Annotated in this window: 27 protein-coding genes; 19 read left to right on the top strand and 8 right to left on the bottom strand. The window is 45.7% G+C overall.

Annotated features, from left to right (window positions below):
- Positions 1–2: 2 nt before the first annotated feature.
- The 7 genes from ACLWBD_RS02750 (at position 3) to ACLWBD_RS02780 (ending at position 6,715) form a co-directional block, all read left to right on the top strand.
- A complete protein-coding gene (locus ACLWBD_RS02750; RefSeq protein ID WP_413569446.1) occupies positions 3–1,469 on the top strand; it encodes a glycosyltransferase family 9 protein in 1,467 nt (488 codons plus the stop codon).
- Positions 1,456–2,139 (top strand): hypothetical protein, encoded by a 684-nt coding sequence (locus ACLWBD_RS02755; protein ID WP_063206339.1) that lies wholly within the window; start codon positions 1,456–1,458, stop codon positions 2,137–2,139. Before ACLWBD_RS02750 ends, ACLWBD_RS02755 begins: the two co-directional genes overlap by 14 nt.
- 172 nt (positions 2,140–2,311) lie before the next feature.
- Entirely contained in the window at positions 2,312–4,096 is a 1,785-nt protein-coding gene (locus tag ACLWBD_RS02760) for an ATP-binding protein (protein WP_413569447.1), read from the top strand.
- A 3-nt stretch (positions 4,097–4,099) separates the two neighbouring features.
- Complete coding sequence (locus ACLWBD_RS02765) at positions 4,100–4,453, top strand: response regulator (RefSeq protein ID WP_063206340.1); 354 nt, start codon at positions 4,100–4,102, stop codon at positions 4,451–4,453.
- Positions 4,450–5,025, top strand: coding sequence for a 16S rRNA (guanine(966)-N(2))-methyltransferase RsmD (rsmD, locus tag ACLWBD_RS02770; RefSeq protein ID WP_063206341.1), 576 nt, complete (start codon positions 4,450–4,452; stop codon positions 5,023–5,025). Before ACLWBD_RS02765 ends, rsmD begins: the two co-directional genes overlap by 4 nt.
- The gene (gene coaD, locus ACLWBD_RS02775; RefSeq protein WP_063206342.1) at positions 5,018–5,500 is read left to right on the top strand and encodes a pantetheine-phosphate adenylyltransferase; all 483 of its coding nucleotides are present in this window, start codon (positions 5,018–5,020) and stop codon (positions 5,498–5,500) included. Before rsmD ends, coaD begins: the two co-directional genes overlap by 8 nt.
- A gap of 12 nt (positions 5,501–5,512) precedes the next feature.
- Positions 5,513–6,715 (top strand): pyridoxal phosphate-dependent aminotransferase, encoded by a 1,203-nt coding sequence (locus ACLWBD_RS02780; protein ID WP_413569449.1) that lies wholly within the window; start codon positions 5,513–5,515, stop codon positions 6,713–6,715.
- Between the two features lie 67 nt (positions 6,716–6,782).
- Here the strand turns inward: ACLWBD_RS02780 and ACLWBD_RS02785 are convergent, their stop codons facing one another.
- Positions 6,783–7,994 (bottom strand): hypothetical protein, encoded by a 1,212-nt coding sequence (locus ACLWBD_RS02785; protein WP_413569451.1) that lies wholly within the window; start codon positions 7,992–7,994, stop codon positions 6,783–6,785.
- A gap of 159 nt (positions 7,995–8,153) precedes the next feature.
- Here ACLWBD_RS02785 and ACLWBD_RS02790 point away from each other — a divergent pair, with 159 nt between their 5' ends.
- From ACLWBD_RS02790 to ACLWBD_RS02800, 3 genes are read left to right on the top strand one after another with little or no spacing between them, the layout of a single operon-like run.
- Positions 8,154–9,086 (top strand): DUF2802 domain-containing protein, encoded by a 933-nt coding sequence (locus tag ACLWBD_RS02790; protein ID WP_063206345.1) that lies wholly within the window; start codon positions 8,154–8,156, stop codon positions 9,084–9,086.
- 4 nt (positions 9,087–9,090) lie between these two features.
- Entirely contained in the window at positions 9,091–9,333 is a 243-nt protein-coding gene (locus tag ACLWBD_RS02795) for a hypothetical protein (RefSeq protein WP_063206346.1), read from the top strand.
- Between the two features lie 59 nt (positions 9,334–9,392).
- The gene (locus ACLWBD_RS02800) at positions 9,393–9,830 is read left to right on the top strand and encodes an SRPBCC family protein (RefSeq protein ID WP_063206347.1); all 438 of its coding nucleotides are present in this window, start codon (positions 9,393–9,395) and stop codon (positions 9,828–9,830) included.
- 12 nt (positions 9,831–9,842) lie between these two features.
- Here ACLWBD_RS02800 and ACLWBD_RS02805 read toward each other — a convergent pair whose 3' ends face one another.
- Positions 9,843–10,211, bottom strand: coding sequence for a hypothetical protein (locus tag ACLWBD_RS02805; RefSeq protein ID WP_413569453.1), 369 nt, complete (start codon positions 10,209–10,211; stop codon positions 9,843–9,845).
- 239 nt (positions 10,212–10,450) lie between these two features.
- Between ACLWBD_RS02805 and ACLWBD_RS02810 the strand changes: the two genes are divergently transcribed.
- Positions 10,451–10,852 carry a hypothetical protein gene (locus ACLWBD_RS02810; RefSeq protein WP_413569454.1) on the top strand — a complete coding sequence of 134 codons (402 nt, stop codon included), beginning with the start codon at positions 10,451–10,453 and terminating at the stop codon, positions 10,850–10,852.
- Between the two features lie 56 nt (positions 10,853–10,908).
- Here ACLWBD_RS02810 and ACLWBD_RS02815 read toward each other — a convergent pair whose 3' ends face one another.
- Together ACLWBD_RS02815 and ACLWBD_RS02820 are read right to left on the bottom strand one after the other, a co-directional pair.
- A complete protein-coding gene (locus ACLWBD_RS02815) occupies positions 10,909–11,421 on the bottom strand; it encodes a hypothetical protein (RefSeq protein WP_041869467.1) in 513 nt (170 codons plus the stop codon).
- A 208-nt stretch (positions 11,422–11,629) separates the two neighbouring features.
- The gene (locus ACLWBD_RS02820) at positions 11,630–14,572 is read right to left on the bottom strand and encodes a hypothetical protein (RefSeq protein WP_413569455.1); all 2,943 of its coding nucleotides are present in this window, start codon (positions 14,570–14,572) and stop codon (positions 11,630–11,632) included.
- A gap of 120 nt (positions 14,573–14,692) precedes the next feature.
- Between ACLWBD_RS02820 and pal the strand changes: the two genes are divergently transcribed.
- The 6 genes from pal to smpB are packed head-to-tail and all read left to right on the top strand — an operon-like array spanning position 14,693 to position 18,519.
- Positions 14,693–15,199 carry a peptidoglycan-associated lipoprotein Pal gene (gene pal, locus ACLWBD_RS02825; RefSeq protein ID WP_063206351.1) on the top strand — a complete coding sequence of 169 codons (507 nt, stop codon included), beginning with the start codon at positions 14,693–14,695 and terminating at the stop codon, positions 15,197–15,199.
- Positions 15,200–15,221: 22 nt separating this feature from the next.
- Positions 15,222–15,533 carry a DUF4398 domain-containing protein gene (locus ACLWBD_RS02830; protein WP_063206352.1) on the top strand — a complete coding sequence of 104 codons (312 nt, stop codon included), beginning with the start codon at positions 15,222–15,224 and terminating at the stop codon, positions 15,531–15,533.
- The gene (locus ACLWBD_RS02835) at positions 15,530–16,204 is read left to right on the top strand and encodes a tetratricopeptide repeat protein (protein WP_063206353.1); all 675 of its coding nucleotides are present in this window, start codon (positions 15,530–15,532) and stop codon (positions 16,202–16,204) included. Before ACLWBD_RS02830 ends, ACLWBD_RS02835 begins: the two co-directional genes overlap by 4 nt.
- Before the next feature lie 7 nt (positions 16,205–16,211).
- Entirely contained in the window at positions 16,212–17,246 is a 1,035-nt protein-coding gene (gene tsaD, locus ACLWBD_RS02840; protein WP_373999710.1) for a tRNA (adenosine(37)-N6)-threonylcarbamoyltransferase complex transferase subunit TsaD, read from the top strand.
- Positions 17,243–18,070: a 16S rRNA (adenine(1518)-N(6)/adenine(1519)-N(6))-dimethyltransferase RsmA gene (rsmA, locus tag ACLWBD_RS02845; protein ID WP_413569456.1), complete on the top strand. Its 828-nt coding sequence runs from the start codon at positions 17,243–17,245 to the stop codon at positions 18,068–18,070. Before tsaD ends, rsmA begins: the two co-directional genes overlap by 4 nt.
- Entirely contained in the window at positions 18,067–18,519 is a 453-nt protein-coding gene (smpB, locus tag ACLWBD_RS02850) for an SsrA-binding protein SmpB (protein ID WP_063206356.1), read from the top strand. Before rsmA ends, smpB begins: the two co-directional genes overlap by 4 nt.
- Here smpB and ACLWBD_RS02855 read toward each other — a convergent pair.
- Positions 18,464–19,123, bottom strand: coding sequence for a hypothetical protein (locus tag ACLWBD_RS02855; RefSeq protein ID WP_063206357.1), 660 nt, complete (start codon positions 19,121–19,123; stop codon positions 18,464–18,466). The genes smpB and ACLWBD_RS02855 overlap by 56 nt on opposite strands.
- Before the next feature lie 85 nt (positions 19,124–19,208).
- Here ACLWBD_RS02855 and ACLWBD_RS02860 point away from each other — a divergent pair, with 85 nt between their 5' ends.
- On the top strand, positions 19,209–19,982 hold the full coding sequence (locus ACLWBD_RS02860) for a hypothetical protein (protein ID WP_413569458.1): 774 nt from the start codon (positions 19,209–19,211) through the stop codon (positions 19,980–19,982).
- On the opposite strand, the gene ACLWBD_RS02865 is transcribed toward ACLWBD_RS02860, so the two are convergent.
- The 3 genes from ACLWBD_RS02865 to ACLWBD_RS02875 all read right to left on the bottom strand — a co-directional run bounded on the left by ACLWBD_RS02865 (position 19,983) and on the right by ACLWBD_RS02875 (position 21,906).
- The gene (locus tag ACLWBD_RS02865) at positions 19,983–20,666 is read right to left on the bottom strand and encodes a PilZ domain-containing protein (protein WP_063206358.1); all 684 of its coding nucleotides are present in this window, start codon (positions 20,664–20,666) and stop codon (positions 19,983–19,985) included.
- A complete protein-coding gene (locus tag ACLWBD_RS02870; RefSeq protein ID WP_063243708.1) occupies positions 20,642–21,541 on the bottom strand; it encodes an SAM-dependent methyltransferase in 900 nt (299 codons plus the stop codon). The genes ACLWBD_RS02865 and ACLWBD_RS02870 overlap by 25 nt, the downstream gene beginning before the upstream one ends.
- A 62-nt stretch (positions 21,542–21,603) precedes the next feature.
- Positions 21,604–21,906 (bottom strand): hypothetical protein, encoded by a 303-nt coding sequence (locus ACLWBD_RS02875; RefSeq protein WP_155722527.1) that lies wholly within the window; start codon positions 21,904–21,906, stop codon positions 21,604–21,606.
- Between the two features lie 201 nt (positions 21,907–22,107).
- Here ACLWBD_RS02875 and ACLWBD_RS02880 point away from each other — a divergent pair, with 201 nt between their 5' ends.
- On the top strand, positions 22,108–23,328 hold the full coding sequence (locus tag ACLWBD_RS02880) for a hypothetical protein (protein WP_063206361.1): 1,221 nt from the start codon (positions 22,108–22,110) through the stop codon (positions 23,326–23,328).
- Positions 23,329–23,368 lie beyond the last annotated feature (40 nt).

Raw genomic sequence — 23,368 nt, forward strand, 5'->3', positions numbered from 1 at the left:
AAATGAAAATACTCGTCCTACAACTCGCTAGACTTGGCGATATTTACATGTCCTGGCCAGCGATGCGCGCTTTACGTCGTGCGCATCCAGATGCAGAAATTCATTTCCTCACTCGTCCTCGATTCGAAGGCGCGGTGGAAGGATTGACGGCGATTGATAAACATCTTTCTTTGCCGGTCAGTTCGATTCTTGCTCCTTTGGTGCAAGAAAATGCAGATATTGAAGCGGCTTTGCAAACATTGAACGAATCCGTAGATGCACTTCGTGATGAAAACTATGATTGGATTATCAATCTGACGTTTTCTCCGGCATCGAGCTATCTTACTCATGCTGTCACAAATCCGGCAGCTACGGTAACGGGTTACACTCGTTATAACGACGGAAGTTTGTGCCTGTCCGACGAGGTCAGCTCTTATTTCTATGCGCAAGTGGGTATTGATAAGCCCAACCGCGTTCACGTCGTGGATGTTATGGCTTCGATGTTGAATTTAGAATACATCGAGTCTGACTTTGCAGCTCCGCAAGTTGGCAGTTTTGCCACGACTCTTCCGGAGACTTATTTAGTCCTGCACGTGGGTGCGAGTGAAAAACACAAGTCTTTGTCTCCGGAAAATTGGGCGAAAGTGCTTCAACCGCTTGCGGCAACGCAAATCCCGATCGTTCTTATTGGAGCGCAGGGTGAAGCAGAACTGGCCGAAGAAATCCAAGCTCACGCTATCGAGAATGAATTCGTCAACTTAGTAGGTCAGACGAAAATTTCTGATATCTTCGCGGTCTTACAAGACGCAGAACTTTTAATTGGCTGCGACAGTGCACCGATCCACATGGCTTCTTTGACGGATACGCCGACATTCAATGTCAGTATCGGTGAGGTCAACTATTGGGAAACCGGGCCAAAATCCACTTTGGGATTCATTTATCGCGCTGAGAATGAAGAAGCTCTGAATGCCGCTCGTGTTGGTGAGTGCATTCTAGGTCTCTTGCAAGGTCAGGCGGCGCCGGAGCTTATCACTCGCGCAGCCGGTCTTGTCAGTTACGAAAAGAATGAAACCGCTCAAGAGCGTTTTCAATGGGACTTAGTACAAGCACTTTATTTGGGTGGGGCTTATCCTTTAGCGGATCGCATGGAAATTCTTCAAGGTGCAAGCCAGTTGGCTGATATCAATCAGTTCGCCATGGAGCAAATCCGTCTTATTCCCGAGAAGGGCTTGCAAAATGTCGGTCCTTTCTTGGATCGCGCAGAAGAAGTGATCGAAAGTATTAGCCGAATGGTTCCGGAACTGAGTCCTCTTATTAGCTGGTATCAAGCGGAGAAAGTCCGCGTTGGTCCTGGCACTTTAGAGGAAATCTGTACCGCAGCTTTGGATGTGCATGAACGATTGGCTCGCCATGTTCATGTCTACGTTCCTCAAGAGGCTCTGATCGAACAAGAGCAAGAGCGCAAGGAGGTCTGCGATGGAACGCTTTAAAGTGTCCGGCCAAGAGCTACGCGATTTTTATAAAGAAAATATCGTGCTGGGAAAAGTCTTTACCGATATCGAAAATGACCTTCGTTCAACGAATCAGGTTGTTTGTCGCTATATCGTAAATGGATTGGAAATCAACGAAACGGAAGAAGCCCGTTTTGCCACGGTTCCTTTAGAGCAGATCGACACGTTAGAATATCTTACGGAAAACAGCCGTGATCTGACTTCGATTGTTTTAAAGGGTTGGATTGATGCATTGCCTGAACTTATTCAGAGCACCGAAAACCTGGCAAAAAGAATGCGCGTTCAAGGACTCAGTGGTCTTTTAAAACCGATTCATGATCTCGTACAAAATTGTGAATTCCTTATCGACAGCACGATGACGGTGAAGGAAATGATGGGGGATCAATTCCTGGTTTCCAGTCCAGTTGATTGGTTTAAGGCGGAGCAAGCCAGCAAGAATACCGTTTTGCAGGCACTGCGCGCCTTGGAAAATAAGGATTTTGTTCTTTTAGCCGATGTCCTAGAGTATGATTTGAACAATGTTCTGCAAATGTGGTTAGATCATTTGCGAGTGTTGGAGAAATCACTGAATGGCGAATACACAGGATCTCATATCCATTCCGAACAAACTGGATCCCATCCTGTGGATCGGAAACGTCTCGCCAATTAGACTGCCGCATTTCTTTCCCTTTCAAAAAAGGGAAGTAGAAATCATTTTCAAGGCCTCCTGTGGTGAGGCCTTGTCTCTTTTGAAAACCCAGAAATTTTCCTCGATCTTAGTCCAGAATACGGCCGGTGATGACAGTCTGGAATTCTTGGTCCAAGCCCGGTTATATCAGCCCATGGCTCCACGGCTTTTGATTGCCGAAGATTTAAGTGAAAGTGAAGTGCGCGAGGGAATTAATAAAGCCCAAGTGTATCGCTTTATGCGCTGGCCTTTATCAGAGCGTGAAATCTGGGCGCAGTTGGAAAGCGCTTTGCAAAAACATTCCATGTATTTGTCGCGCTCCCTCTTGTTGCGGGAATCATCGCATCAGAATAAGCAGCTTGAGGCTTTGACGCATTCTTTAGAGGCGATGGTCGAAGAGCGCACGCAGTATATTGAACTGTCCCATCACGAAGAATCTGAAAAGCTGAACCGTGAAAGACAGCTTGTCCGTTTTATCAAAGATCTTGCGACGCAAACCTCGTTTGAGGATATCTTAGGAATCTTACGTAAAGAACTGCGCAAATTTCATAAGATGGGTGATCCCATCTTGGCTTATCGCCTAGGCGGCAATAAAACTTTCTTTTTGAGTTTTCAACTGGGGCACTTTACTCAAACCGAGTCTTTGACTCCCTACGAGTTTCCCAAAACACCGCAAGTACCCAGTGCCGAATTGATTCGCTATTTTGCCAACCATTTTGGTCGTCCTTTTATTAAGGCCTATGTTGTTCCCTTAGAGCTGCGTTTGACCAGTCACTTTGTAGGTGGTGAAGGCGAAGCCGTCTTGTGTATTGAAAACTCACTCTCTGATAAAGAGATGGGGCCCTTCATCGACTTTATGAGCGATCGCATGCGACCCTTAAGCATGGCACTGGATCGTGTTCTTTTGGAAAGCCAGCTCTCTAGTTTTTCCTATCGTTGGGAGAAAACTTTCGATGGTATGCGCGATCCAATTGCCATCGTCGACGTCGATTACAATGTGGTTCGCGCGAATAGAAAATTCTCGGATCGGTTTCTGCAACATAAGTGTTATGAAAGCTTCGCGCATCGCAAGTCACAGTGTGAAGGTTGCCCCGTTCCTCAAGCTATGAAAGAGGGACACCCTCAAGCAGGGCAGATTCAGGTCGATGGGCGTATTTATCAGGTTCATAGTTATCCTGTGCTCTTAGATCAGGGAACACGCCCTACAAATGTGGTAAACCAATACGTGGACATCACGCAGTCTCGCGAGCTTTATTTGCGGATGTTACAGAATGAAAAAATGGGTGCGATCGGCATGCTTGCCGGTAACATCGCGCATGAGTTGAATAATCCACTCACCGGATTAAGAGCTTTAACTCAAGTCCTGTTGCAAGAGGCGCCTAAAGAGGGAAATCTTCACGCCGACTTGGTCGAAATCGAAAAAGCCACGGCTCGCTCACAAAGAATTATTAAAAACCTTTTGGACTTTTCAAAAGGCGAAGATCAGCCTTCAGAGTATATCAGTGTTGATGAAATCATCGAACGCACTTTGCCGATGCTGAAATCTGCTTTGCGCACACATCGTCTGGAAGTGGATTTACAAACATTGGGACAAACCGTCTTCGTAGAGCCCCATCTATTGCAACAAGTGGTGTTTAATCTGATTAACAATGCTTGTCAGGCGATGAAAGATCCCGGCCGTCTGAAAGTGACGACGCGCTCTGAAGGAAAGTTTGTTATCACTGAAATCGAAGACACGGGCCCGGGGATACCTCTGGAAATCCAACGACGTATTTTTGAACCGTTCTTTACGACAAAAAAAGAAGGACATGGGACCGGTCTTGGGTTAAGTATGTCTAAGTCCATCATTGAAAAATTTGGCGGCACTATTCAGTTCCATAACGTCGAACCTCACGGGAGCTGTTTTACAATCGAGCTGCCCCGCAAGGATTCGGAGTAAGCGTTGAAGATTCTGATTGTGGATGATGAAGCGTTAGTACGTCGTTCGTTGAGCCGTGCTTTGAAAAGCAAAGGCTTCGACGTCATGGAAGCCACAAATGGTCACGAAGGCTTGCAATCCTGGAAAAGTTGGTCGCCAGATCTGGTTTTCTTAGATGTGCTGATGCCGGGAATGACGGGGCCTGAAGTCTTAAAAGAGATGGGCTCAAGCAACTCCGCCAAAGTCATTCTGATGTCGGCGTTTTCGGGCGAACACAATATGCAAACGGCCCAACAGATGGGTGCGAATCTTTTTGTTCCCAAACCTTTTGAAGATATTTTCGCCGTCGTCAAGATGGCTGAGGACCTTTTAGCATGAGAATTATTTCGGGTAAGTACCGCGGGCACCAGCTTGTGGCCTTTAAAGCTGATCATATTCGTCCCACCACGGATCGCGTAAAAGAAACGCTGTTTAACAAAATCCAGTTTCAAATCGATGGCGCCAACGTCGCTGATTTGTTTTGTGGCACAGGCAATTTGGGCATTGAAGCGTTATCTCGTGATGCTAAGTTCTGCACCTTCGTAGAAAAAAATCCCAAATCTTTGACCATCACTCGTCAGAACTTAGAAAAGCTTAAAGTCCCTAATTCGGAATATAAGATCATCAATATGGACGTCATTGCTTTCTTGAAATCGTACCAGGGAGAAGCTTTCGATATTATTTTGGCGGACCCTCCCTTTACGGAAAAAATGGCTCATTCAGTCATGGAGGCTGCGAGCGTGAGCGCGGGCTTTGCCGAACACACAATTATGGCGATAGAATCTGAAAAGAAAGAGCGCATGGAAGAGCGTTATGGTTCCTTGGTGCGCTATGACCAGAAAGACTACGGCGACAAATATTTGAATATGTTTTGTCACGAGGCGGCCCTAAAGGAAGAGAACAATGAGTAAGATTGCAGTTTATCCAGGAAGTTTTGATCCAATCACTATGGGCCACGTGGATATCATCAATCGTATTGCGGCCGTGTATGATCAGGTCATTGTCTTGGTTGCACAGTCGTCACAAAAATCCTCTATGTTCAGCGCAGAAGAACGTAAAGTCTTGATTGAAAAATCTTTGTCTCATGTGAAGAATGTGAAGGTCGATATTTTCGGTGGTCTGACTGTCGATTATATGAAAAAGGCTAAAGCTCAAGTCATCGTGCGCGGTCTTCGTGCCGTCGTGGATTTTGAGTACGAGATGACCATGGCTAACATGAACAAAAAACTGGCTCCGGAAATTGAAACGCTTTTGGTGTTCGCAAGTCCTGAGTACTATTACATCTCTTCTCGAGGTGTGAAAGAAGTGGCCGTCAATGGCGGTGCCTTAAAAGGCTTAGTGCCCGACGTGGTGATAGAGGCTTTAGAGAAAAAGATCAAAAAATAAAAGGAGTGGGCTTTGCTTCAACTTTCTAAAAGAGCACAAAACTTAAAGACGTCTCCTACTTTATTTCTCGTCGCAAAAGCCAGAGAGCTGGCTTCACAAGGTCACGATGTGATCTCACTCACTGTGGGTGAACCCGATTGGCCCACGTTCAAAGCACCTTCCGAAGCCGGCATTGAAGCCATTCAAAAAGGTATTACGAAGTACACACCTGCTAACGGGACTTTAGAACTTCGTAAAGCCATCACTGAAAAAATGAAGCATGAACTGGGCTTTGAATACACGCCTAAAGAAATTACCGTGGCTTCAGGAGCGAAGTACATCATCTTTGCCGCTTTACAGATGCTGTGTTCTCCGGGTGATGAAGTCATCGTGGCGACACCTTACTGGGTCAGTTATCCGACGATGATTGAACTTGCCGATGGCGTGCCTCATATCGTCGAATGCGGTGAGCTTGAAAATTTCAAAATCACTCCGGAAAAGTTAGAAAAAGCCATCAATCTTAAAACGCGGGCATTCTTGTTCTGTTCACCGAGCAATCCCACGGGATTGTCTTACACGGCAGACGAATTAAAAGCTTTGGCAGAGGTTCTACGCAAACATCCACAGGTGGCGATTATTTCTGACGACATTTACAACCGTCTGGTTTTTGATGGCAGCAAAGTGGCGCCGCATATTCTTTCAGTGGCTCCAGATCTTCGTGAGCGCACAGTTTTAGTGAATGGCGGATCGAAAGCTTACTCGATGACCGGCTGGCGCATTGGTTGGGCGGCGGGCCCTGAAAAGCTAATTACAGCGATGGCTGACTATCAAAGTCAGTCGACGGGTTCTCCTTCAAGTATTTCTCAACACGCTCTTCTTGCGGGCCTTCGCACCAGCGAATCTGATATTAACGGCGTGGTTGAAAAATTGATTTCAAGAAAAGTTTCAGGGTTGAAAGAGCTTCAGGCGATTGAGCACTTCAAAGTCGCTGAGCCTCAAGGTGCTTTTTATTTCTGGGTCGACATTCGTAACTGTCTTGGCAAAACCTATCAGGACCGTGTCGTACGAACTTCTAAGGACTTTTGCGATATCTTGTTAGAAAAGTTTTTCGTCGCGACTGTGCCGGGGGCCGAGTGTGGGACTGAAGGTTTTATGCGTTTAAGTTTCGCCGTATCGGAAGACACTATGAAACGCGCCGTTGGAAGAATGCGCGATTTTGTGGGGCAACTGGTTTAGTGAACGCCCTTAGAATAAAAAAAGGAGAGTGCGAACTCTCCTTTTTTATTTCCATATCAGATTTTCTCTAAAATAGATTTTTGAAGAAAGAAACGATCTTAGCAAAGAAGCCTTGCTCCGCCAGCGGAGTCGCTTTAGTCGCTGAACTTGGGCTGCGGCCGTCGTCAGGGCACGAGTATTTCAAATCAATCGTGCGGCCTGCCGGAACCGGAGTATCAAACACCAAGTTCATACCTTCGATACGTGAAGAGATAACTCCGGCAGAAGGGGTGATTGTCACGGTGATGTTTCCATCCACCGGAGCACATTCCAAAGGAAGAGAGCTTAATGAATCTTGAATGCGATCTAAGAAAAGATTTAAGTTCGTCGAGAAGTCTGATTCGCAGATGGAACCAACACCACCGCCGGTCATCTGTGAAAGTTCGGCGTATTTAAATCCGTAGTGAGATTTCGCTCCACCCGCATCTTGAGAAGCTTTGCACGAGCTGTCGCCTGGCTTCACGATGATAGAGTTCACGGTGAAGCGGCGATCGGCACCGAAAGTGTCGCGGAAAGACTGAACGAAGACTTCGGGTTTATCCTCATCCTCAAGAGGCTTCAATTCGCCAGAGTAAACTTGCTGAGAAGAATCTCCACCAATGCTGCGCTCATCTTCATCCGAAATAATGATATAAGCCACAGCAGAATCAGGACGATAACAACCATTGTTGCCTGAATAGCGAAGGTCCCCGTTATAAACGTGGCGCCACATAGCTTTAATAGCACGTTCGTCGTCAGAACCAACCCAACCGGCATTAATGTAGTTAATTGTGTTAGAGAAAATTTGCGAAAGATTCGATGTTCCTCTTTGCAAAACCATTCCCAGGGACGTGGAAGCCGTCGAAGAACTTTGCCAGTAAATCGAAGCACCCCAAGCCGTTTGCGTGGAAGAAACGGGAAGAGCACGAGTCACCGTCGCACACATCTGCCAATCAATATTGGAATTCTGAAGCTTGGTTACGAAGGGGGCTAAATTCGCCGCAAGCTTTTGGTTATCAGGAAGCATTGAGTTTGAATCATCGACAACAAGAACGATATCCAACTTGTTATCGCGGGCGCTGACGGTATTTGTATAATTTACTTCGCGGATCGAGCCGCCAGGAACTGGGCCGGGATCGACATTGCTGTCATCCACATCTCCCGCTGACTTTGAAGAAAATTGCACAGGTCCACAAGCGGTCAATGACAGCACCGCCGTCAAAGAGGCCCACACCAACCCCTTAGATAATTTGAGCAACATATCCCACGCTCCCCTTTGTTGCATAATAACACACCATTTTTTGTGTACCAAAGCAGGGCGGAGTCCAGGTCCTGGTTTGATACGATTGTGACCTAAGTCTCGTTGTGAGACGGACCTTCGGCAGTTTAGAATTTAATTAATGTTCGGCGGGGAGGCCTAGTGAGTTTCTGGTTCTTACTACAAGTGCTTGTGAATTTAATTCTATTAGCAGGTGTTGTTGGTTTGTGGGTTCGTTTAAACCGTCCTCCTAAAGATGATCCAAGACTCAGTAAAGGCTTGCAGCTTTTGCAAAGCAAAATCGCCGTATTGGAAGACCTTTCAGACAGAACTGAAACTCAGGTTAATCAGTTAACGGCTTTGTTGGAACAGAAAGTAAAAGACATTCAAACCAAAATTCAGGCTTCTGATAAACAGCTTGCGAAAATCGAACAGAGCATGCAAAAAAGTTTGGAAGTCGCAAAGATCTTCCAAGATCGCATTCCTCACAACGAAATCTTAGAACGCAAAAACACGATTAAATACGTTAAAGCTGCTCGTTTAGCGCATCAGGGTCACAGCATCGATGATATCGCTTCTCAAGTGCCAGAACTTTCTCGCGGGGAAATTGAATTCATTGCGAACGTGAACCGTGATCAATTGATGTTCTGTGAAGACAGTTTACCGGAATGGGCGCAAGGCGAAGCCGATATGCACGATTCAGCATCGGATTTGAGTGACGTGGATAACATGTCCTTCATGGCGCCATTGCAAAGAGATTCGGCGCATGACATGAGCACTGTATTTGAAGTTCCCAAAACCGACAATGAAGCACTTAAAAAATTAGGCGAAGCTTTTAAAGCGGCTTGCATTGAAGTGGAAGAAAAAGAAACAGCGGCGCAACAAACCGCCAACAATGTTTCAGCTCTATTCAATGTCACTCAGAATATCGCGCAAACTTTCTTAAGCGAAAAACCGACGCCGGTGGCTCCGACAGCGGCTCCGAAGGCGCAGACCTTAGCAACGACGGCTCCAACATCTGCTCAGGGAAAAAAAGACAACGTGATTCGTCCCGTTGAATTCCGTCGCTTAGATATGACGAAAGATTTAGGATAAAACTTTGGCTTCACGGAGCTTTATAAAATCTTTGCAGAAAGGTCAGATTCTTCAGGCGATTGTTGAAGAAGTGACTTCTTCCAAGGAAGCTCTGTGCAACTTTCAAGGTGATCTTTTGCTCGTGGGTAACCACACTGGTCTGCCGCTAAAAAACGGCGACCCCATCAAATTACAAGTCATCAGCACTCAGCCTTTGCAATTTCAAATATTCGACGCCAAGAATATGCGATTTCAACGAGTCGTTTAATATTTCTAGGGCTGCTGACATCCCTCCCTTATCCTGAAAGAACAGGAAGAGAGGTGCGTATGGTTACAAAGATTGAAAAAACAATCTCCCTTAAAGCTCCGCGCGAAGATATTTGGCGGGCCCTTACCAAGAAGAATGAACTCTCTCAATGGTGGAATGAAGGTGTGATCCTTCAGCCTGATATCGGTGGTATCTTTCAAGAGCCCTGGATTGATAGCGAAGGTCAAAAACACCTGGCGTCGGGACGTGTTGTTTATTCCCGCGAAAACCACGATATTGTTTTTACCTGGCATGAACACGAATGGCGCCCGGAATGGGAAACTGAATGTATGCTGAAGATCGAAGACAAAGGCGAAGAGCGGACGGTGACCTTACAACATTATGGTTGGGAACACTTTCCCGATGCACAACGCGAATCCTTACAGAAAGAATTCGACGTCGTGTGGGATATCCATCTTAAAGATTTAAAAAAATATATCGAATCAGGTCCTCACTAAGAGGACCTTTCTTTAGAAGCAGTTATAGCGCGGAGCTTTGCCGGATTCTTCGATAGAAGCGCAAGCCACGTGGCCTCGGCGAACGGTCACATCGTCAAACTGCTCTTCTGATTTCGGAGAAAATGACAGATAGAGCTCTTCGGCAATCTCACCAGTAATGCCGCCTTCTGAACTCATGCAATAGACTTGTTTATTCTTATGAAGCGCGCAAGACACATCCGCCGAGACGAGAAGAACCCCATCGCCGGCATTTTGTGGAGACTCCATAGTTGCTAAGAATCCAAAAAGCAATCCGCCCTTAGCGGGATCTGTTATTTTTAGTTCGGCGTGGGCTTGAAGAGTCAGGGCCAGGGTTGCGATAGCAAGTACGATCTTTTTCATAAAAACTCCTTATTTATAAATGTTCATCTGGTTTCTATAGCTACACCTGTGCCAATGAAGGGGCCGTTTGCGAAATTTACCAAAACACCTTTCGGTGTCAGAAGCTTAGACAGTCTTGAAAATAGCGCTCCAAGAATGTCATTATGAAAAGGCGATGTGATGGAACAGTTTTTCCAGGCATCAAGAATATTTGCGGCATGATTTCGAAAAGTTCTGCATACTTTTATTAAGAGGTTCTTATGAACGCGTTAAGGTATTGGATGGCAGGGGTTTTGGTGAGTTTGTCTTGCTCGATGGCGTCGGCCGCCACTCCGGCATTGTGCAGTGGTCTTCAGTTACCCAAAGAGGCTTATAAGGCCTGCTTGAAAAGCCAGCTCCCTTTAGATGGTTTGTATGCTTGTGCGAAAAGCTTTAATCGCAATGATGTGATCGCCCAGTGTGTTTCCAGCAATCAACCGACGGATGTCATTTATACCTGTGGGCAGATCAATCATATTGAAACCCAAAAGAAATGCCTTGCGGGAAATAAAACTTCCGAACAGCTCGTGAAATGCATGATCTCTAATAACAACGTCAAACGATTAGATTCTTGTGTTGGGAATTCATCCGCAAAATCAGTGAGTCCTGAGGGCCAGCACTAATAAAAAAAGCGCTGCTTTGAGGGCAGCGCTTTTAAATTCTTTTTGAAATTTTAAAACTACTTCGAACTTTCTTTGATGAACAAAGTCAGATAGTGGCGAACCATGTATTCCAGTTTCACAGGCAAACCTTGGTACATCCACACAAGCTCGCCGAAGGCACCCCATTTCGCTTCAACAATATGCTCATCCATAACATTCGTCGCTGTTTGTTGAGCTTCTGTAGAACCCGGAGTTGGAATGTAGTTCGTTCCAATAAAATTGAAACGAATGCTGATTTGTCCCGGCGCTTTTAAAGAGAAGATCATTTTAAAGCCGTTACGGAACAGCATGAAGTCGGCGTGAGTTTTCGCGATACCGTAAATTTTGATACGACCTAATGCCGAAGGTTTCAATTCATTGAATGAAGTGGAGGCATCAACAAATTCGGTTTTTAGTTCTAGCAGGAATTGAATGCTTTCGTTGATCAGAATTTTTTCTGAATCAAATCCGAAGCTCATATCCACGAGGCCAGACTCTTCCATTTGTTGTTCAGCTTTCACAAGTTCTTTAATCCAGCTGATTTTTTCCATGAACCCTCCCGGTTGACAGCATAACGCAGCATCCTCGCCGCTAGTTGTCGATTACTTTAATAATTTCGAGGGCCTGGGTCTTTGTCAAGACTGGTAAGTTTGGCTCGGCGCGAAAGGGGGACTTCCCATCGCCCGAGGAGGGGGATCCTTTGTGGGCGATGGGGCTTTTCAGCACTCATTAGTAAGACGCTGAAGAGCCTAAAGAGGGTTAAAACCCAGTGATCTGAAGGGCGCTTCCGATGACTCCCTCAGAACCGGTGGGGGTGTTGAAAGCCACGTAATATCCGACGACTAAGCTCACGGGGATGACGTAGCCCAAAGTGGTTTCTAATTTAAGTTCCACCCCCGAACTCCAATACCAACGTTTCATGTCGGTAGTTTCATAGACGGAGCGAACATCGTTCACAAAAAGTCCATCCGCAGCGGCACCATCGGCAATAACGGCTGCTGAAAGACGACGCAAGAAAAGAGGATCCGTTCCTGAACCGCGATAAAAATCCATCACGGGCAAGCGGTATTCTGCATTCACTACCGCCAGGTTTTTTCCGAACAGCTGACCTCGTTTGTAACCGCGCAAAATATATTGGGGCAGAGGACTGTCTGGAACGAAGACCAAAGGCTCCGTTGCGACACCGTAAACCGCAGAAACTCGATCTGGCGTGTACACACCATTCGTTCGTAACATCAAGGCGTGATGTTTCGGCAAATAGTGAGACAGATAAATTTCTCCACCGGCTAAAAACTGCGTGTGGCTTAAGTATCCATCTTGAGCGATGTAATCATAAGCTCCCAGGTAAGCGCCGCCGCCACTTTCCGGAGAAATCTGCGCGCCCGCTTTTGAATAGTTCGCGTGACTCAACATCGCATAGGGGCCGGTGCGTTTGGTGTTTGTATTTACGGTTTCGCGTTCAAGATATTGCCAGCCGATTTGCAAATTCGTGTATTTTGAAACCCAGAACATACTTGGTAAGACTGCGGCGGCAAGACCGTAGTCATTCAGCTCATTAGATACAGTGCCTAAGTAAGAACTGCGTTTGTAAGCCAAAGCCGTCCAGGGAAGAGCCGTGGTTTGATTCAAATAAGTTCCCACAAGACTTCCACGGTTAAGCCCCGTGTCCCACGACCCAATGAGTGTATAGCTGTGTTTTTTCAGGGGATCAAAACCCGAAGTCTGCGCTGTCAGGATGATGCCGGTTTCGCTGGAAGAACCTGACACAAAAGGCATCCAGTACTGAGGCCACAGGTAACCATAAGGAGAATAATCTTCAAGCGTTGATTGGTTTAAAGCGGCACGAGCCTCTTCGACCTTTATTTCGTCGGGTTTTACTTCAGGATAACGATCCGCCATCAAACCTTTGATTTCGGGAAGTTCGGAAGGCGCATTTCTCCACTCTTCCGACTTGATTGCGACAACCTTGGGGCCTTGGGATGTCATATGAGTCGCAAAAATATCTTTACTGAGAGGATCAAAATCGGCTGTAAAAAATGCGGTCAAAGTATTTGAAACCGGTCGCGCTTTTTTAAGATCATTGTCGGCAAGATAAAGATTCAAAACACCACTTTGCCCGGAAGTGAAAAGCAGACCCTCAGGTGTTTTCTTTGCGAAACGAATATTTTTATATTCCGGGAATAGAAGCTCTGATTTTTGCGACGACAGGGAATAGCTATAAAGATGTTCTGACCCATCCACTTTGCGCAAAGAGAATAAAAGAAGATCCTGATTCCAAAATAGCGGATAAGAAATTCTTTCTTGGATGGCTGGCGAATAAACGATCCGTTCTTTCCACGTGCCTTGAGTATCGCTGAGTAGTCCGAGGTGAGTTTTTCCACCCTCAAGTTTCACAAAGACAATGGCGCTGCCATCCGGGGCTACGGAAGGTTCACGGCCCCTGAGATTTTGCGTAAGACGCGTGGTCTTTTTGCTGACCAAGTCATACACGTGCAGATCAGAAAAACGCTCGATCCGATTTACATAATCTATTTTGTCATAGACGATTTTTTCAGAATTAGGAAACCAGCTGATTCTTTGAATGCTTCCTGTGGGTGGGCCATCCCGTTGAGAGGCAGGTTCAAACTCCTGATTGAACTTTTCAACTGTGTCTGAGCTTTGTGCCTCTAAAAAGCTTTGAGAGGCGCTGGCACGAGTGATGATTTTGACAGAGCGGGCGCTGGCATCATCTTCGGTGACAACCGCTAGGTGTTTCCCGTCGGGAGATATAGACGGAGCCGTCACGGAAATAAAATTGTTTTTGGGGATGATGACTTCGGTGATTTTGGCTTCGCGAATGGTTTTTAGCTGTGTCTGCGCGCGAATGACGACTTCATCCAGCATCTGATTGTATTGGGCCGTGTAGTTCATTCCTAAAATTTCTTTGGCCGGAGTTTCGATGAAATAAGGAACCCGGCCCCCTTGGCGCTCGTTCAGGTCTTTGGCGACGTGAAGACCGTGCTCAGTGAACATCTGACTCCACATCAAAGAGCCGAATAAATAGGCACGCATGCCTTCGGGCCACGTCGGAATATACTCGTTGGCTTCGGCAATGTCATAAGTATAGAAAGTTTTGTCTTCGACCATCGCGCGAATCGTCGCATCTTGATAAAAGGATCGCAGGCGGCCGTGGTTTCCTAAGCGCGTTTCCATTTCAACCGCCACACCTTCCTTCCACCAGGTTGGCAAAAGAATATTTGGTGCGATGATATTTCCAAAAACGAAACGCAAAGGTTTCATGATCCCATTGGCGGGTTCAAAATTGAGAATGTGAGTGTATTCGTGGGCAAGAAGTTCAAAGGCCCAGTCACCCGTGTCAGCCAAGCTCTCTTCCGGGCCTGGCAAAACGGGGTAAGCCATAATGTGAGGGTAAGGAATGCGAGTGGCATATCCATTTGTGACGTCAGTTTTATCGTTTATAATAACGATGGTTTTTTCGGGCAGAGAGTGAAAATAAGAGCGGAGTTCGGTGTAGGCTTTTTCCAGTTTTTCGGCGTAAAGAAGACCAAGGTCCTGCTGCTTGGCATTAAAGATGATTTCAAAATGAGGAGTCTTCAGAGTCTTCCACTTTAAGTCAGGCGGAACCTCAAGTTGTGCGAACGCTGAGAGAGGAAAAAGAGAAATGAAAGAGAACCAAAGATGTAAAACACGCTGTCTGTGCATAAAGTCTCTTAGCCGTACAGCAACACAATATCATTTAGGAAATCTAAGGTTTGACAATGAGCCGCTATAAATTAAAGTTTTTATCTAATGATAACTATTGGATCTTCATAGGAGGACATCATGTTTCGTAAATTAGCTCTTGGTCTTGTTGCCTGCGCGGTTGTTGCTGGTTGTAAAGGAAAACAAACTCAATCGGATCAATCCATTGAAACTTTGCCTGCAGGTGGCCAATCTACTGCCATTGACTCATCACCACTTAGTTATGATCCAATGGGTTCTGACTCTGGCAAAATTGCGGGTCTAGAAACTGTTCACTTCGGTTACGATAAATCGAGCTTGGATGCGGCTTCTAAAAAAGTGATCGCTTCTAACGTTGAGTGGATGAAATCAAACCCAGGCGTGAAAGTTCAAATCGAAGGTCACTGTGACAACCGCGGTACTATCGAGTACAATGTGGCTCTAGGTGAAAGACGCGCTAACGCAGTGAAAGCTTATATGGTAAGCTTGGGTATTGCTGGCGATCGTTTGAGCGTTATCAGCTACGGTAAAGAAAAACCACTTGATATGGGTGACACTGAAGCAGCTTGGGCGAAAAACCGCCGTGCGAACTTTGTTCCTGCTCAGTAATTTAAATTAAGAAAGGTGTGCAGTGAGACTACAGAGACTTTTCATCGGAGTTCTACTTTTTACGGTGATTGTCAGCTGTCAAACAGTCCCTGCACCCGTTGAGGATTATTCCCTCGCACGAGCTGCACTAGATGCGGCTCGTTCTGTTCAAGCGGCCCGCCATTCCCCAGGTTATTGGCATCAAGCTGAAGAAGCTTATCGCAAAGGCCGTATCTATTTTGAAGATCGTGATTATTCGAAAGCTAAAGAACAATTTGTGCGCGCACGTGTTTCTGCAGAAAAAGCGGAAAACTCAGCACGATTGATTCGTCAAAGAACAGGAGATGTTCTATGAAGAAAATCCTAGTGGCTCTTGTTGCCACTCCTCTATTTCTGACTGGTTGTTTGAAAACGCGTAACGAAGTTCGTGAAACTGAACAACGCCAAGTCATGCAGCAACAAGTAACGACACTGCAAAGAAGCAATGCGGATGTTTCAAACCGCTTTGCCGACATTGAAGAACAAATGAGAAGCCTGAATGGCCGTGTGGACGTGGTTGAAAACCGTGTGGGCCAAGGAAACTCGGGCATAGAAAATGCCGTTAGAAACACACAACAACAAAATCAAGACTTAAACCAAAAGGTCACGCTTCTTCAAGAGGCTCTGACGAAAATGGAAAAAGACATTTACACTTTGAATGCTGAAATCCAATCATTGAAGGCTGAACGAGTTGCTGGCCAGGCCGAAAGATCTGCGAAGCAAGCCAAGAAAAATGTTTATGAAGTCGGTGAAGAATTCTTCAATAAAAAAGACTGGAAACAGGCTATCTTAAACTACCAAAAATACCGTGACGACAATCCGAAAGGGTCTAAGTTCGCTGATGCGACTTATAAAATCGGTGTGTCCTTCCAAGAGTTGGGCATGAAAGATGAAGCAAAAACTTTTTACGACGAAGTGGTCAGCAAGTTTCCTAAATCAGATGAAGCTCGTCGTTCTAAAACTCGCTTGAAGGGTTTAAAAAAATAAATTCGTGATTGAACGTGTATTAGCCATCGAAACAAGCTGTGATGACACTTCCGTAGCGATCGTAGATCGCAGTGGTTGGGTGCACTCTGTTGTTGCGGCTTCTCAAGATTTGGAACACGAAATCTATGGCGGTATCGTTCCTGAAATTGCCGCTAGAAATCACTCCATCGCTTTAATTCCCTTGATTGAAGAGGCATTTAAAAAAGCTGGAATGACTTGGAAAGACGTGCAGGGAATTGCCGTCACCAATCGTCCTGGTCTGATTGGCGCCTTAATTGTGGGGCTTGTGACGGCGAAATCCTTGTCGCAGGCAAAAGGTCTTCCATTTCTAGGGGTGAATCACCTAGAAGGTCACTTGTTAGCGCCTTTCTTGCGTGACTCCCAATATGCTCCGCCTGAAGACTTCGGATATCCTTACGTAGGGTTAGCCATCAGTGGTGGTCACACCAGTCTTTATCAAATCAAAGGTTTGGGTGACTACAAAGTTCTGGGTGCAACGAAAGACGATGCGGCCGGGGAGTGTTTTGATAAATTTGCGAAGATGGCGGGGCTTGGTTTTCCAGGCGGTGTGCGCATTGATCAAATGGCAAAAACCGGAAACCCCCACGCGTTTGAATTCCCTCGCAGTATGATTCATGACGAAACTTTCGACATGAGTTTTTCCGGCTTAAAGTCATCGGGTCAGCGCATGTTGGAACAATTAGGACCAGAACTAGTGCAAGAGCAGCTTCCTGATCTTTGTGCTTCTTTCCAAGAAGCCATTGTCGATGTTCTTATTGCAAAATTAGACCGAGCGGCCAAAGTGTTTAGATCCAAACGCGTGATCTTAACGGGCGGTGTGAGTGCGAACTCTCGTCTGCGCGCACGTGCAGAAGAATGGGCCGCGAAGAAAGGTCTGACCCTCGTAGTTCCACCAATCCGCTATTGCACGGATAATGCCGCCATGATCGGGTATGCCGGCGTTCTAAGAATGAATGCGGGAGAGTTTTCCAATATCGACCTCGGACCTTCACCACAAGTTTTGACAACGGATTTTAGATGAGCCAATCAAGAGAACGCTTAGAGCAAACGCTGCGAGAACTTGGCATTCTTGCCAAAAGATCGTTAGGTCAAAACTTCTTGGTCAGCGATGTCGTCATTGAGCGCATCATCAATCAGGTGAAAGAATTCAACCCCGAAGAGCTGATTGAAGTGGGCCCAGGTCCTGGAGCTTTAACTTACTTTTTAAAACAAATGAATGTGCCTTTGACTTTGATTGAGCTGGATCGTGTGATTGCGAATTACTGGCGTGAGCAAGGGCAAAATGTCCTTGAAGAAGACGCTCTAAAACTCGATTGGTCGCGCTTCTATTCAGACAAAAAAATCGTTTTCGTCAGCAATCTGCCTTATCAGATTTCTTCAAGCATCGTCATTGAGCGTTCGATGGAAGCTCCGGGTGTTGAGCACATGGTTCTGATGTTCCAAAAAGAAGTGGCACAAAGAATCCGGGCCGTGGCGAAGTCAGAGCATTACGGACTTTTAAGTGTTATTGCTCAAGTCTTCTGGAAGACGGAAATGGTGACTGAGGCGGGACCGAGGGATTTTTCGCCTCCTCCACGTGTCGCCAGCCGAGTGCTGTGCTTTTCGCGTCTGCAAAGCGAAGTTAAAAATCGCCAGGCCTTTCTCACTTTTGTTAAAGCCGCCTTTGCCCAACGCCGCAAGCTTTTAAAGAAAAATTTGTCTGGTCTTTTAAGTCAAAAGAAGCTAACTGAAGAGCAATTGGTGGGCTGGATCACCAGCATGGGGTTTACAGAAACGGCCCGTGCGGAAGAACTCAGCCCCGCGCAGTTTGTGACCTTGTATAAGCACTTTGGATTTGAAGCATGAGCATTTTAATTGTTCAAGAGAACAAAAAAGCCCGATTTGATTACACGATCGTAGAAACCTACGAGGCGGGCTTGCAGCTTATGGGAAGCGAAGTGAAATCTCTGCGCAATAAAGATGTGCAACTAAAAGACTCTTACATTTCTTTTCGGGGTGATGAAGCTTTCTTGCAGAACGCACATATCGCCGAATACAAAGCTTCCAGTTACAACAACCATGCTCCAGAAAGACTTCGTAAGCTTTTACTGAATCGCAAAGAGTTGGATGAGATTTTCGGTGCCTTAAAGGAAAAAGGCTATTCTTGCGTGCCGCTTAAAATCTATTTTAAAAACGGCCGTGCGAAATTAGAAATTGCGTTGGTGAAGGGTAAAAAGACTCACGACAAGCGTGAGGCTATTAAGAAACGCGACGTCTCTGATCAAATTCGCTCAAGTCTACGACGGAATCGTTAGTAATAAACTCTTCACGAATACCTAGGCGCGCGCGTTTTTCTGCCAGCAAATGTTTCCAAGCGGCATAAGCTTCACGGTTTTGCGGATCAATGCTTAATTTTTCTAAAAGCTTTAGTTCAGTTTCAGTATTCGCCTTTAAAGCGCGATAGAAATAGTCATACGTCATCGCAAGGTCACGATAGTCGTCTTCTTCTGGCAAGTGATAATCAGGAATATGCCATTGGCCCAACATCAGTTGATGCATGTGTCTTTCCATCGTCACTAGCGGAGAAAGAAGATTCTTCGTCATACGAATTCCCAAGAACAAAGTAACTCCCATAAGGAACAGGAAACTAGCGCTTAAGAAAATTTTAAGCCACGTCACTTCACGCTCTAAGTGCTCTACTAAGTAGGGATGCGTGTCGTAAGCAAGACTTTTGAAGAGATCATAATTCTGTACGATGAAGTAATAGGCTGGAAGAAGAAATAAAACCGCGCCACCCGCAACGGCTGTCACCATGTACCAACAGTATTTGTACTGAAAGCTTTTATTTAAAATGAAGCGGCGAGGACCTTGTCCATGGGGCACACGCTGGGGTTCGATAACTCTTCGTCCGTATAACATATGACCTCTTATCGGTCTGTTGTGTTTTCAAAAGAGTCCAATTATTCTCAAAAGTATACATTCGCCGAAATAAAGAGGAGTCTTCATGCGTAGTCCGGTTCAAGATACAAAGCGCGGTTGGATTTTCACCGTATTCCTGACAACTCTGCTGGTATTTGGTGCTGAAAAACTCTGGGCCTTGGATGAGCCGACAAATCGCCCCGACAATGACACGACCTTGGTCGACGACAAGTATTCGTTAAAAGCCGACCGCGAAGCCTTTGATAAATTGCGCAAAGATATTCCGCCTGAACGCCAAAAAGAAAACGATGAAAAAGCTTTTATGGATCAGCTGATGTCGGATTTTTCACGTTCGCCTTCCGAAGTGCGCTCGAAGTTCTCTAGCATCATCAATAAAAAGCGCGAGCTCTTTAACAAAGACATGACGAAAAGTCGCGAGCAGTTTAATAAAACTCAAAAGAAAGAGCGCGACGAATTTTCCAAAAAACAGGGTGACGCGCGAAAAGATTTTTCAAAAAAGAAAGTTACTTCCGATGAACGCAAAGAGTTCTTTGAAGAGCTTGATGGCGAAAGAAAAGACTTTTATTCCAAGCAAAAAGAACAGCGCGATGAGTTTGAAGCCGATATGCGCGATAAAAGAAAAAACTTTGACGATTACGCTCGTTCTAAAACGGATGAATTCAATCAGTTACACCGTGATTATACGAAACGCTATGACGAGAATAAAAAGGCACAGTCGGACCTGAAAAAACAGGCTGAAGAAAAACGGAAACAGTTACAGAAGAGTATTGATCAAGAGTACGAGGGCATTCGTCAGAAGGATCCGACAATCCTAGAACCCACAACCGAAGGTCAGTAATCACGAAGGTCTTTTAAAGACTTCTTTATGAATCTCCATTGTCAAAGCGAAAAGTTTGTTTTCGATCATCGTTGATAGTGGAGTGAATTCAATCCCAAAGGTCTGAATCACCTTATTGCCTTCGTCGACTTTGATGTGACGGACCAGGCCTTGAATTTCAATCGGCGATCTTTTCCCAATCACCAAATGTCCGGTGACTTTATCGCCGATCTTCATCAGCGGAGCATCCATTCGGTAAATCACGCGACAGCCTTGGCTGCTCAGATCGGCCAATTGACCGATGATTTTCTGCGGTTGTTCGTTCACCAGAACGATGTTGTAAAAAGCTTGATAGCCTTCCGGGATGCGCACGCGGTAGTTTTGGCGGCGTTGAAGATGATAGAGTTCTTCAGCGACAGGCACGACGACTTTTTCCTGATGAATTTGCGCGAAGCCTTGGAAGTAATATTTCTCTCCACCCAAAAAGAAATGACCTAGGTATTCTTCTTGAGGTTTTAAAGTTGTGATGGATTCGACAGTGCATTCAAGGCATTTGGTTTTAGAATTAAAAAAGTTCACGCGCAGTTTGCAAATCGATTCTTCTTTACCCTTACAAAGAAGCTCTCCTTGAGCTTGAGCAAGATCCTGCCAAAGCTTGATCTTTTCGTCTTCGCGACCTACTAGGGTGAAGATGTCTTTATCCATACCGTGACCTCGTGCTTGTTGTGATGCAGATGTTGCACACGTGCATTTTCTAAAGACTGGAACTTTTTGAGAGTCGCAAAGTCCGTCTTACCTTGAAATTTTATCGTGCAAACGAAGTTCGAGCATAGTCCTGAACTCTGCCACATTTGAACAAGTTCCAGAAGTTTTTCGGGATAGCAGATGATATCAGAGAAAAACCAATCGATGGCCCCAATGTCCTCGGGCTTCACCGTGAAGGCATTGGTCTTCATGAAATGAATGCGCGGAAGTTTGGCGATATGAGGTTCTAAAGGAGCGCGATCAATACTGACCACCTCACAACCGATTTGCTGAAGCACCCAAGTCCACCCTCCGGGACAGCTTCCGAAGTCGACAACTCTTTGGCCCTCTTTAGGAACAATCCCGTAAACCGTGAAAAGCTCCCAAAGCTTAAGATAAGCCCGAGAAGGAGGATTCTTTTTATCCTCGTTGAACTGAACTTCCCCTAAAGGAAACGGGGAGTTGGTTTTACTAGAAGCTAAAAGTGTATTTTTATCGATCAGGGTCCAAGCTCCCAGGTTGTCTTCAGGAAGTTCCCCCAAAAAATCCACCACGCGGGGCTTTACCTTAGGTAGTAGCTCTTGGATAAGTTGTGCGCGTCGATGATTATCGAAAGTGTAAGGCACCCACAGCTTGCCTAAACCCTTTAAAGCTTTTGCCGCCTGGCTGATGGATTCAAAAGATATGATTTCGGGGTTGAGCCAAATATTTTGGGCCCAGACAGAGTGCTGCAAGGGCCCATCAGTAAGAACCAGGCTTCCATGGACTGAGCGAACATTTTTAAGTTCCTCAAGAAGCTCTGGCAGAAATTGTTCTGTGGTTAAGTATGCGATCATTAATTAAAAACCAGTCCAGCTCCGCGGCCCGAAGGCCGCTGCGCCTTCTGCGCTGCCGCGCCTTAAGCTGCTTTAGTTGCCACAGCTGGAGTCAGAAGTCCACGACTGTTCCAAGTCGTCATGCAATCATTCCAGAATTTTTCTTTCAATTTGATATCGGCAGGACCCATTTTCACTTTGGGGAAATCCTGTTTAGTGAAGTGCTCAGTGAAATGAGCTTCGTCACATGCGCGTACGATCTTCAACATCAGGTTGAAGTGAGCCTCCGTCATTGGCTTGTTGTCCACGAGCATTTTTCTGAGACCAGCCTCTGGTGTGTGCAATAAAAAGTTATAGAGGTTTGGTACATCATAAGTTTGACTCATTTTGAAACTCCCTTTGTTTTGTTTCATTCCTCATATCGGCGAATCAAAAGGGGAGCTTGAACGTTTCTTTAGGACCATAGTCCTAGCATGTCTGATTAATAATTTTTCAGTTTATCCAGACTTGCCGATGATCCAGGAAAAATGGTCCAGGTAAAGTCTAGGTTCCCTTAAGTCCTAAGACCTAGCTCCGATCTAGGAGGCATGAAAACACAAAAAATCAATACAAACATCTTGGCAGCTTTGATCGCAACAACACTTTTCTCTAGCTCGACATTCGCTATGGCTAAAAAGCCGGTCAGCGGTGGCGGAGGTACAACGACTCCTCCAACCACGACTCCCAGCAATCCCACGACACCGACGACGCCACCTCCAGCGCGCGAGCCGGCGGCGGTCACCGATTCAATCACTCCGGAAGGCTTTAATGTCTTTTCCGAAGTATCTTACCCAGTCGGTTCCGTTGTCGATACCAACTACAAAAACTATCGTGAGTTGATCCCGACAAGAAATGCGCAACAAGCTCACGCCACAGATATGTGCGATACGAACCTAGACCAGAACGACCGTTTCTCTGATCGTATTGCTTATGCGGTGGAACTAAAAATGCAGCCCGCGAAAGCACAATTAGGCTACGTAGCTTCTTACTTTGGTTTAAATAGTGACGTGAATACGTACTTGCCGAACAGTTTGATTTCTCATCCATTGTGTAACGTGACGTCGTCTACGTTGAACACGACATTAAATGGCAAGAATGTTCCTGGCGCTTCGACGATTAAAAAAATCAATGAATTCGCAGATCGCATGAACTCTTACCGTCGTGAAGCTTTGTCTGGAAACAGAGAAGGTTATGTCAAAGCTTCAAAACTTTGGTCAAAATTCATGATGTGTCTTTCGTATATGGAATCTTTGACGACTGCGGATAACTCGAAATCACAAAGTGTGGCAGCAAAATATGCTCCATCAGGTTATCGTCGTCCAGCCGGCGTGAACTTTTATGAAGACCCTTATCAACCTGCAGAGTCTCGTTTGAATATCGGTCTTTTCCAATTCACTCCCGATGCCGGTGGCAATATCCAAGCTTGTATTCGTGAATGGAATGCTCTTTATCCAAAATGCGGTATCTCTCAGAAAGCCAGCCAGTCTGAATTGATCCGTATCTTGGGAAGCTCGCTGCAAACGTTCAACTCGTTCTGTGCTGCTTCGAAGGTCACAGGTTCTTTTGCCGTACAAGTGAATACGACGAAGTCAGCAAACACGCATCCATATAACGTGAATTCAAATGGCAAGTTGAAAGCTCCGGCTGAACGTTGCGTGAGCCCGCACATGGCCGTCGGCCGCTCTTACAATCATTTCGGGCCTTTCCAAAATACGTCAGGCTATACAACAGAGACGATCATCAACTGTGCGTTGACGGGCGAATACTAAAAAATTAAAGCCTTCTAAAAAGAAAAAACCCTGATGTTTC

This window comes from Bdellovibrio sp. HCB117 (assembly GCF_047305915.1).
Taxonomy (GTDB): domain Bacteria; phylum Bdellovibrionota; class Bdellovibrionia; order Bdellovibrionales; family Bdellovibrionaceae; genus Bdellovibrio; species Bdellovibrio bacteriovorus_B.

Bases quoted from the DNA above. Each gene is read 5' to 3' on its own strand.
- ACLWBD_RS02750 (WP_413569446.1), top strand. From the start codon at position 3: ATGAAAATACTCGTCCTACAACTCGCTAGACTTGGCGATATTTACATG.
- ACLWBD_RS02755 (WP_063206339.1), top strand. From the start codon at position 1,456: ATGGAACGCTTTAAAGTGTCCGGCCAAGAGCTACGCGATTTTTATAAA.
- ACLWBD_RS02760 (WP_413569447.1), top strand. From the start codon at position 2,312: ATGGCTCCACGGCTTTTGATTGCCGAAGATTTAAGTGAAAGTGAAGTG.
- rsmD (WP_063206341.1), top strand. From the start codon at position 4,450: ATGAGAATTATTTCGGGTAAGTACCGCGGGCACCAGCTTGTGGCCTTT.
- coaD (WP_063206342.1), top strand. From the start codon at position 5,018: ATGAGTAAGATTGCAGTTTATCCAGGAAGTTTTGATCCAATCACTATG.
- ACLWBD_RS02785 (WP_413569451.1), bottom strand. From the start codon at position 7,994: ATGTTGCTCAAATTATCTAAGGGGTTGGTGTGGGCCTCTTTGACGGCG.
- ACLWBD_RS02800 (WP_063206347.1), top strand. From the start codon at position 9,393: ATGGTTACAAAGATTGAAAAAACAATCTCCCTTAAAGCTCCGCGCGAA.
- ACLWBD_RS02805 (WP_413569453.1), bottom strand. From the start codon at position 10,211: ATGAAAAAGATCGTACTTGCTATCGCAACCCTGGCCCTGACTCTTCAA.
- ACLWBD_RS02810 (WP_413569454.1), top strand. From the start codon at position 10,451: ATGAACGCGTTAAGGTATTGGATGGCAGGGGTTTTGGTGAGTTTGTCT.
- ACLWBD_RS02815 (WP_041869467.1), bottom strand. From the start codon at position 11,421: ATGGAAAAAATCAGCTGGATTAAAGAACTTGTGAAAGCTGAACAACAA.
- ACLWBD_RS02820 (WP_413569455.1), bottom strand. From the start codon at position 14,572: ATGCACAGACAGCGTGTTTTACATCTTTGGTTCTCTTTCATTTCTCTT.
- pal (WP_063206351.1), top strand. From the start codon at position 14,693: ATGTTTCGTAAATTAGCTCTTGGTCTTGTTGCCTGCGCGGTTGTTGCT.
- ACLWBD_RS02835 (WP_063206353.1), top strand. From the start codon at position 15,530: ATGAAGAAAATCCTAGTGGCTCTTGTTGCCACTCCTCTATTTCTGACT.
- rsmA (WP_413569456.1), top strand. From the start codon at position 17,243: ATGAGCCAATCAAGAGAACGCTTAGAGCAAACGCTGCGAGAACTTGGC.
- smpB (WP_063206356.1), top strand. From the start codon at position 18,067: ATGAGCATTTTAATTGTTCAAGAGAACAAAAAAGCCCGATTTGATTAC.
- ACLWBD_RS02855 (WP_063206357.1), bottom strand. From the start codon at position 19,123: ATGTTATACGGACGAAGAGTTATCGAACCCCAGCGTGTGCCCCATGGA.
- ACLWBD_RS02860 (WP_413569458.1), top strand. From the start codon at position 19,209: ATGCGTAGTCCGGTTCAAGATACAAAGCGCGGTTGGATTTTCACCGTA.
- ACLWBD_RS02865 (WP_063206358.1), bottom strand. From the start codon at position 20,666: ATGGATAAAGACATCTTCACCCTAGTAGGTCGCGAAGACGAAAAGATC.
- ACLWBD_RS02870 (WP_063243708.1), bottom strand. From the start codon at position 21,541: ATGATCGCATACTTAACCACAGAACAATTTCTGCCAGAGCTTCTTGAG.
- ACLWBD_RS02875 (WP_155722527.1), bottom strand. From the start codon at position 21,906: ATGAGTCAAACTTATGATGTACCAAACCTCTATAACTTTTTATTGCAC.
- ACLWBD_RS02880 (WP_063206361.1), top strand. From the start codon at position 22,108: ATGAAAACACAAAAAATCAATACAAACATCTTGGCAGCTTTGATCGCA.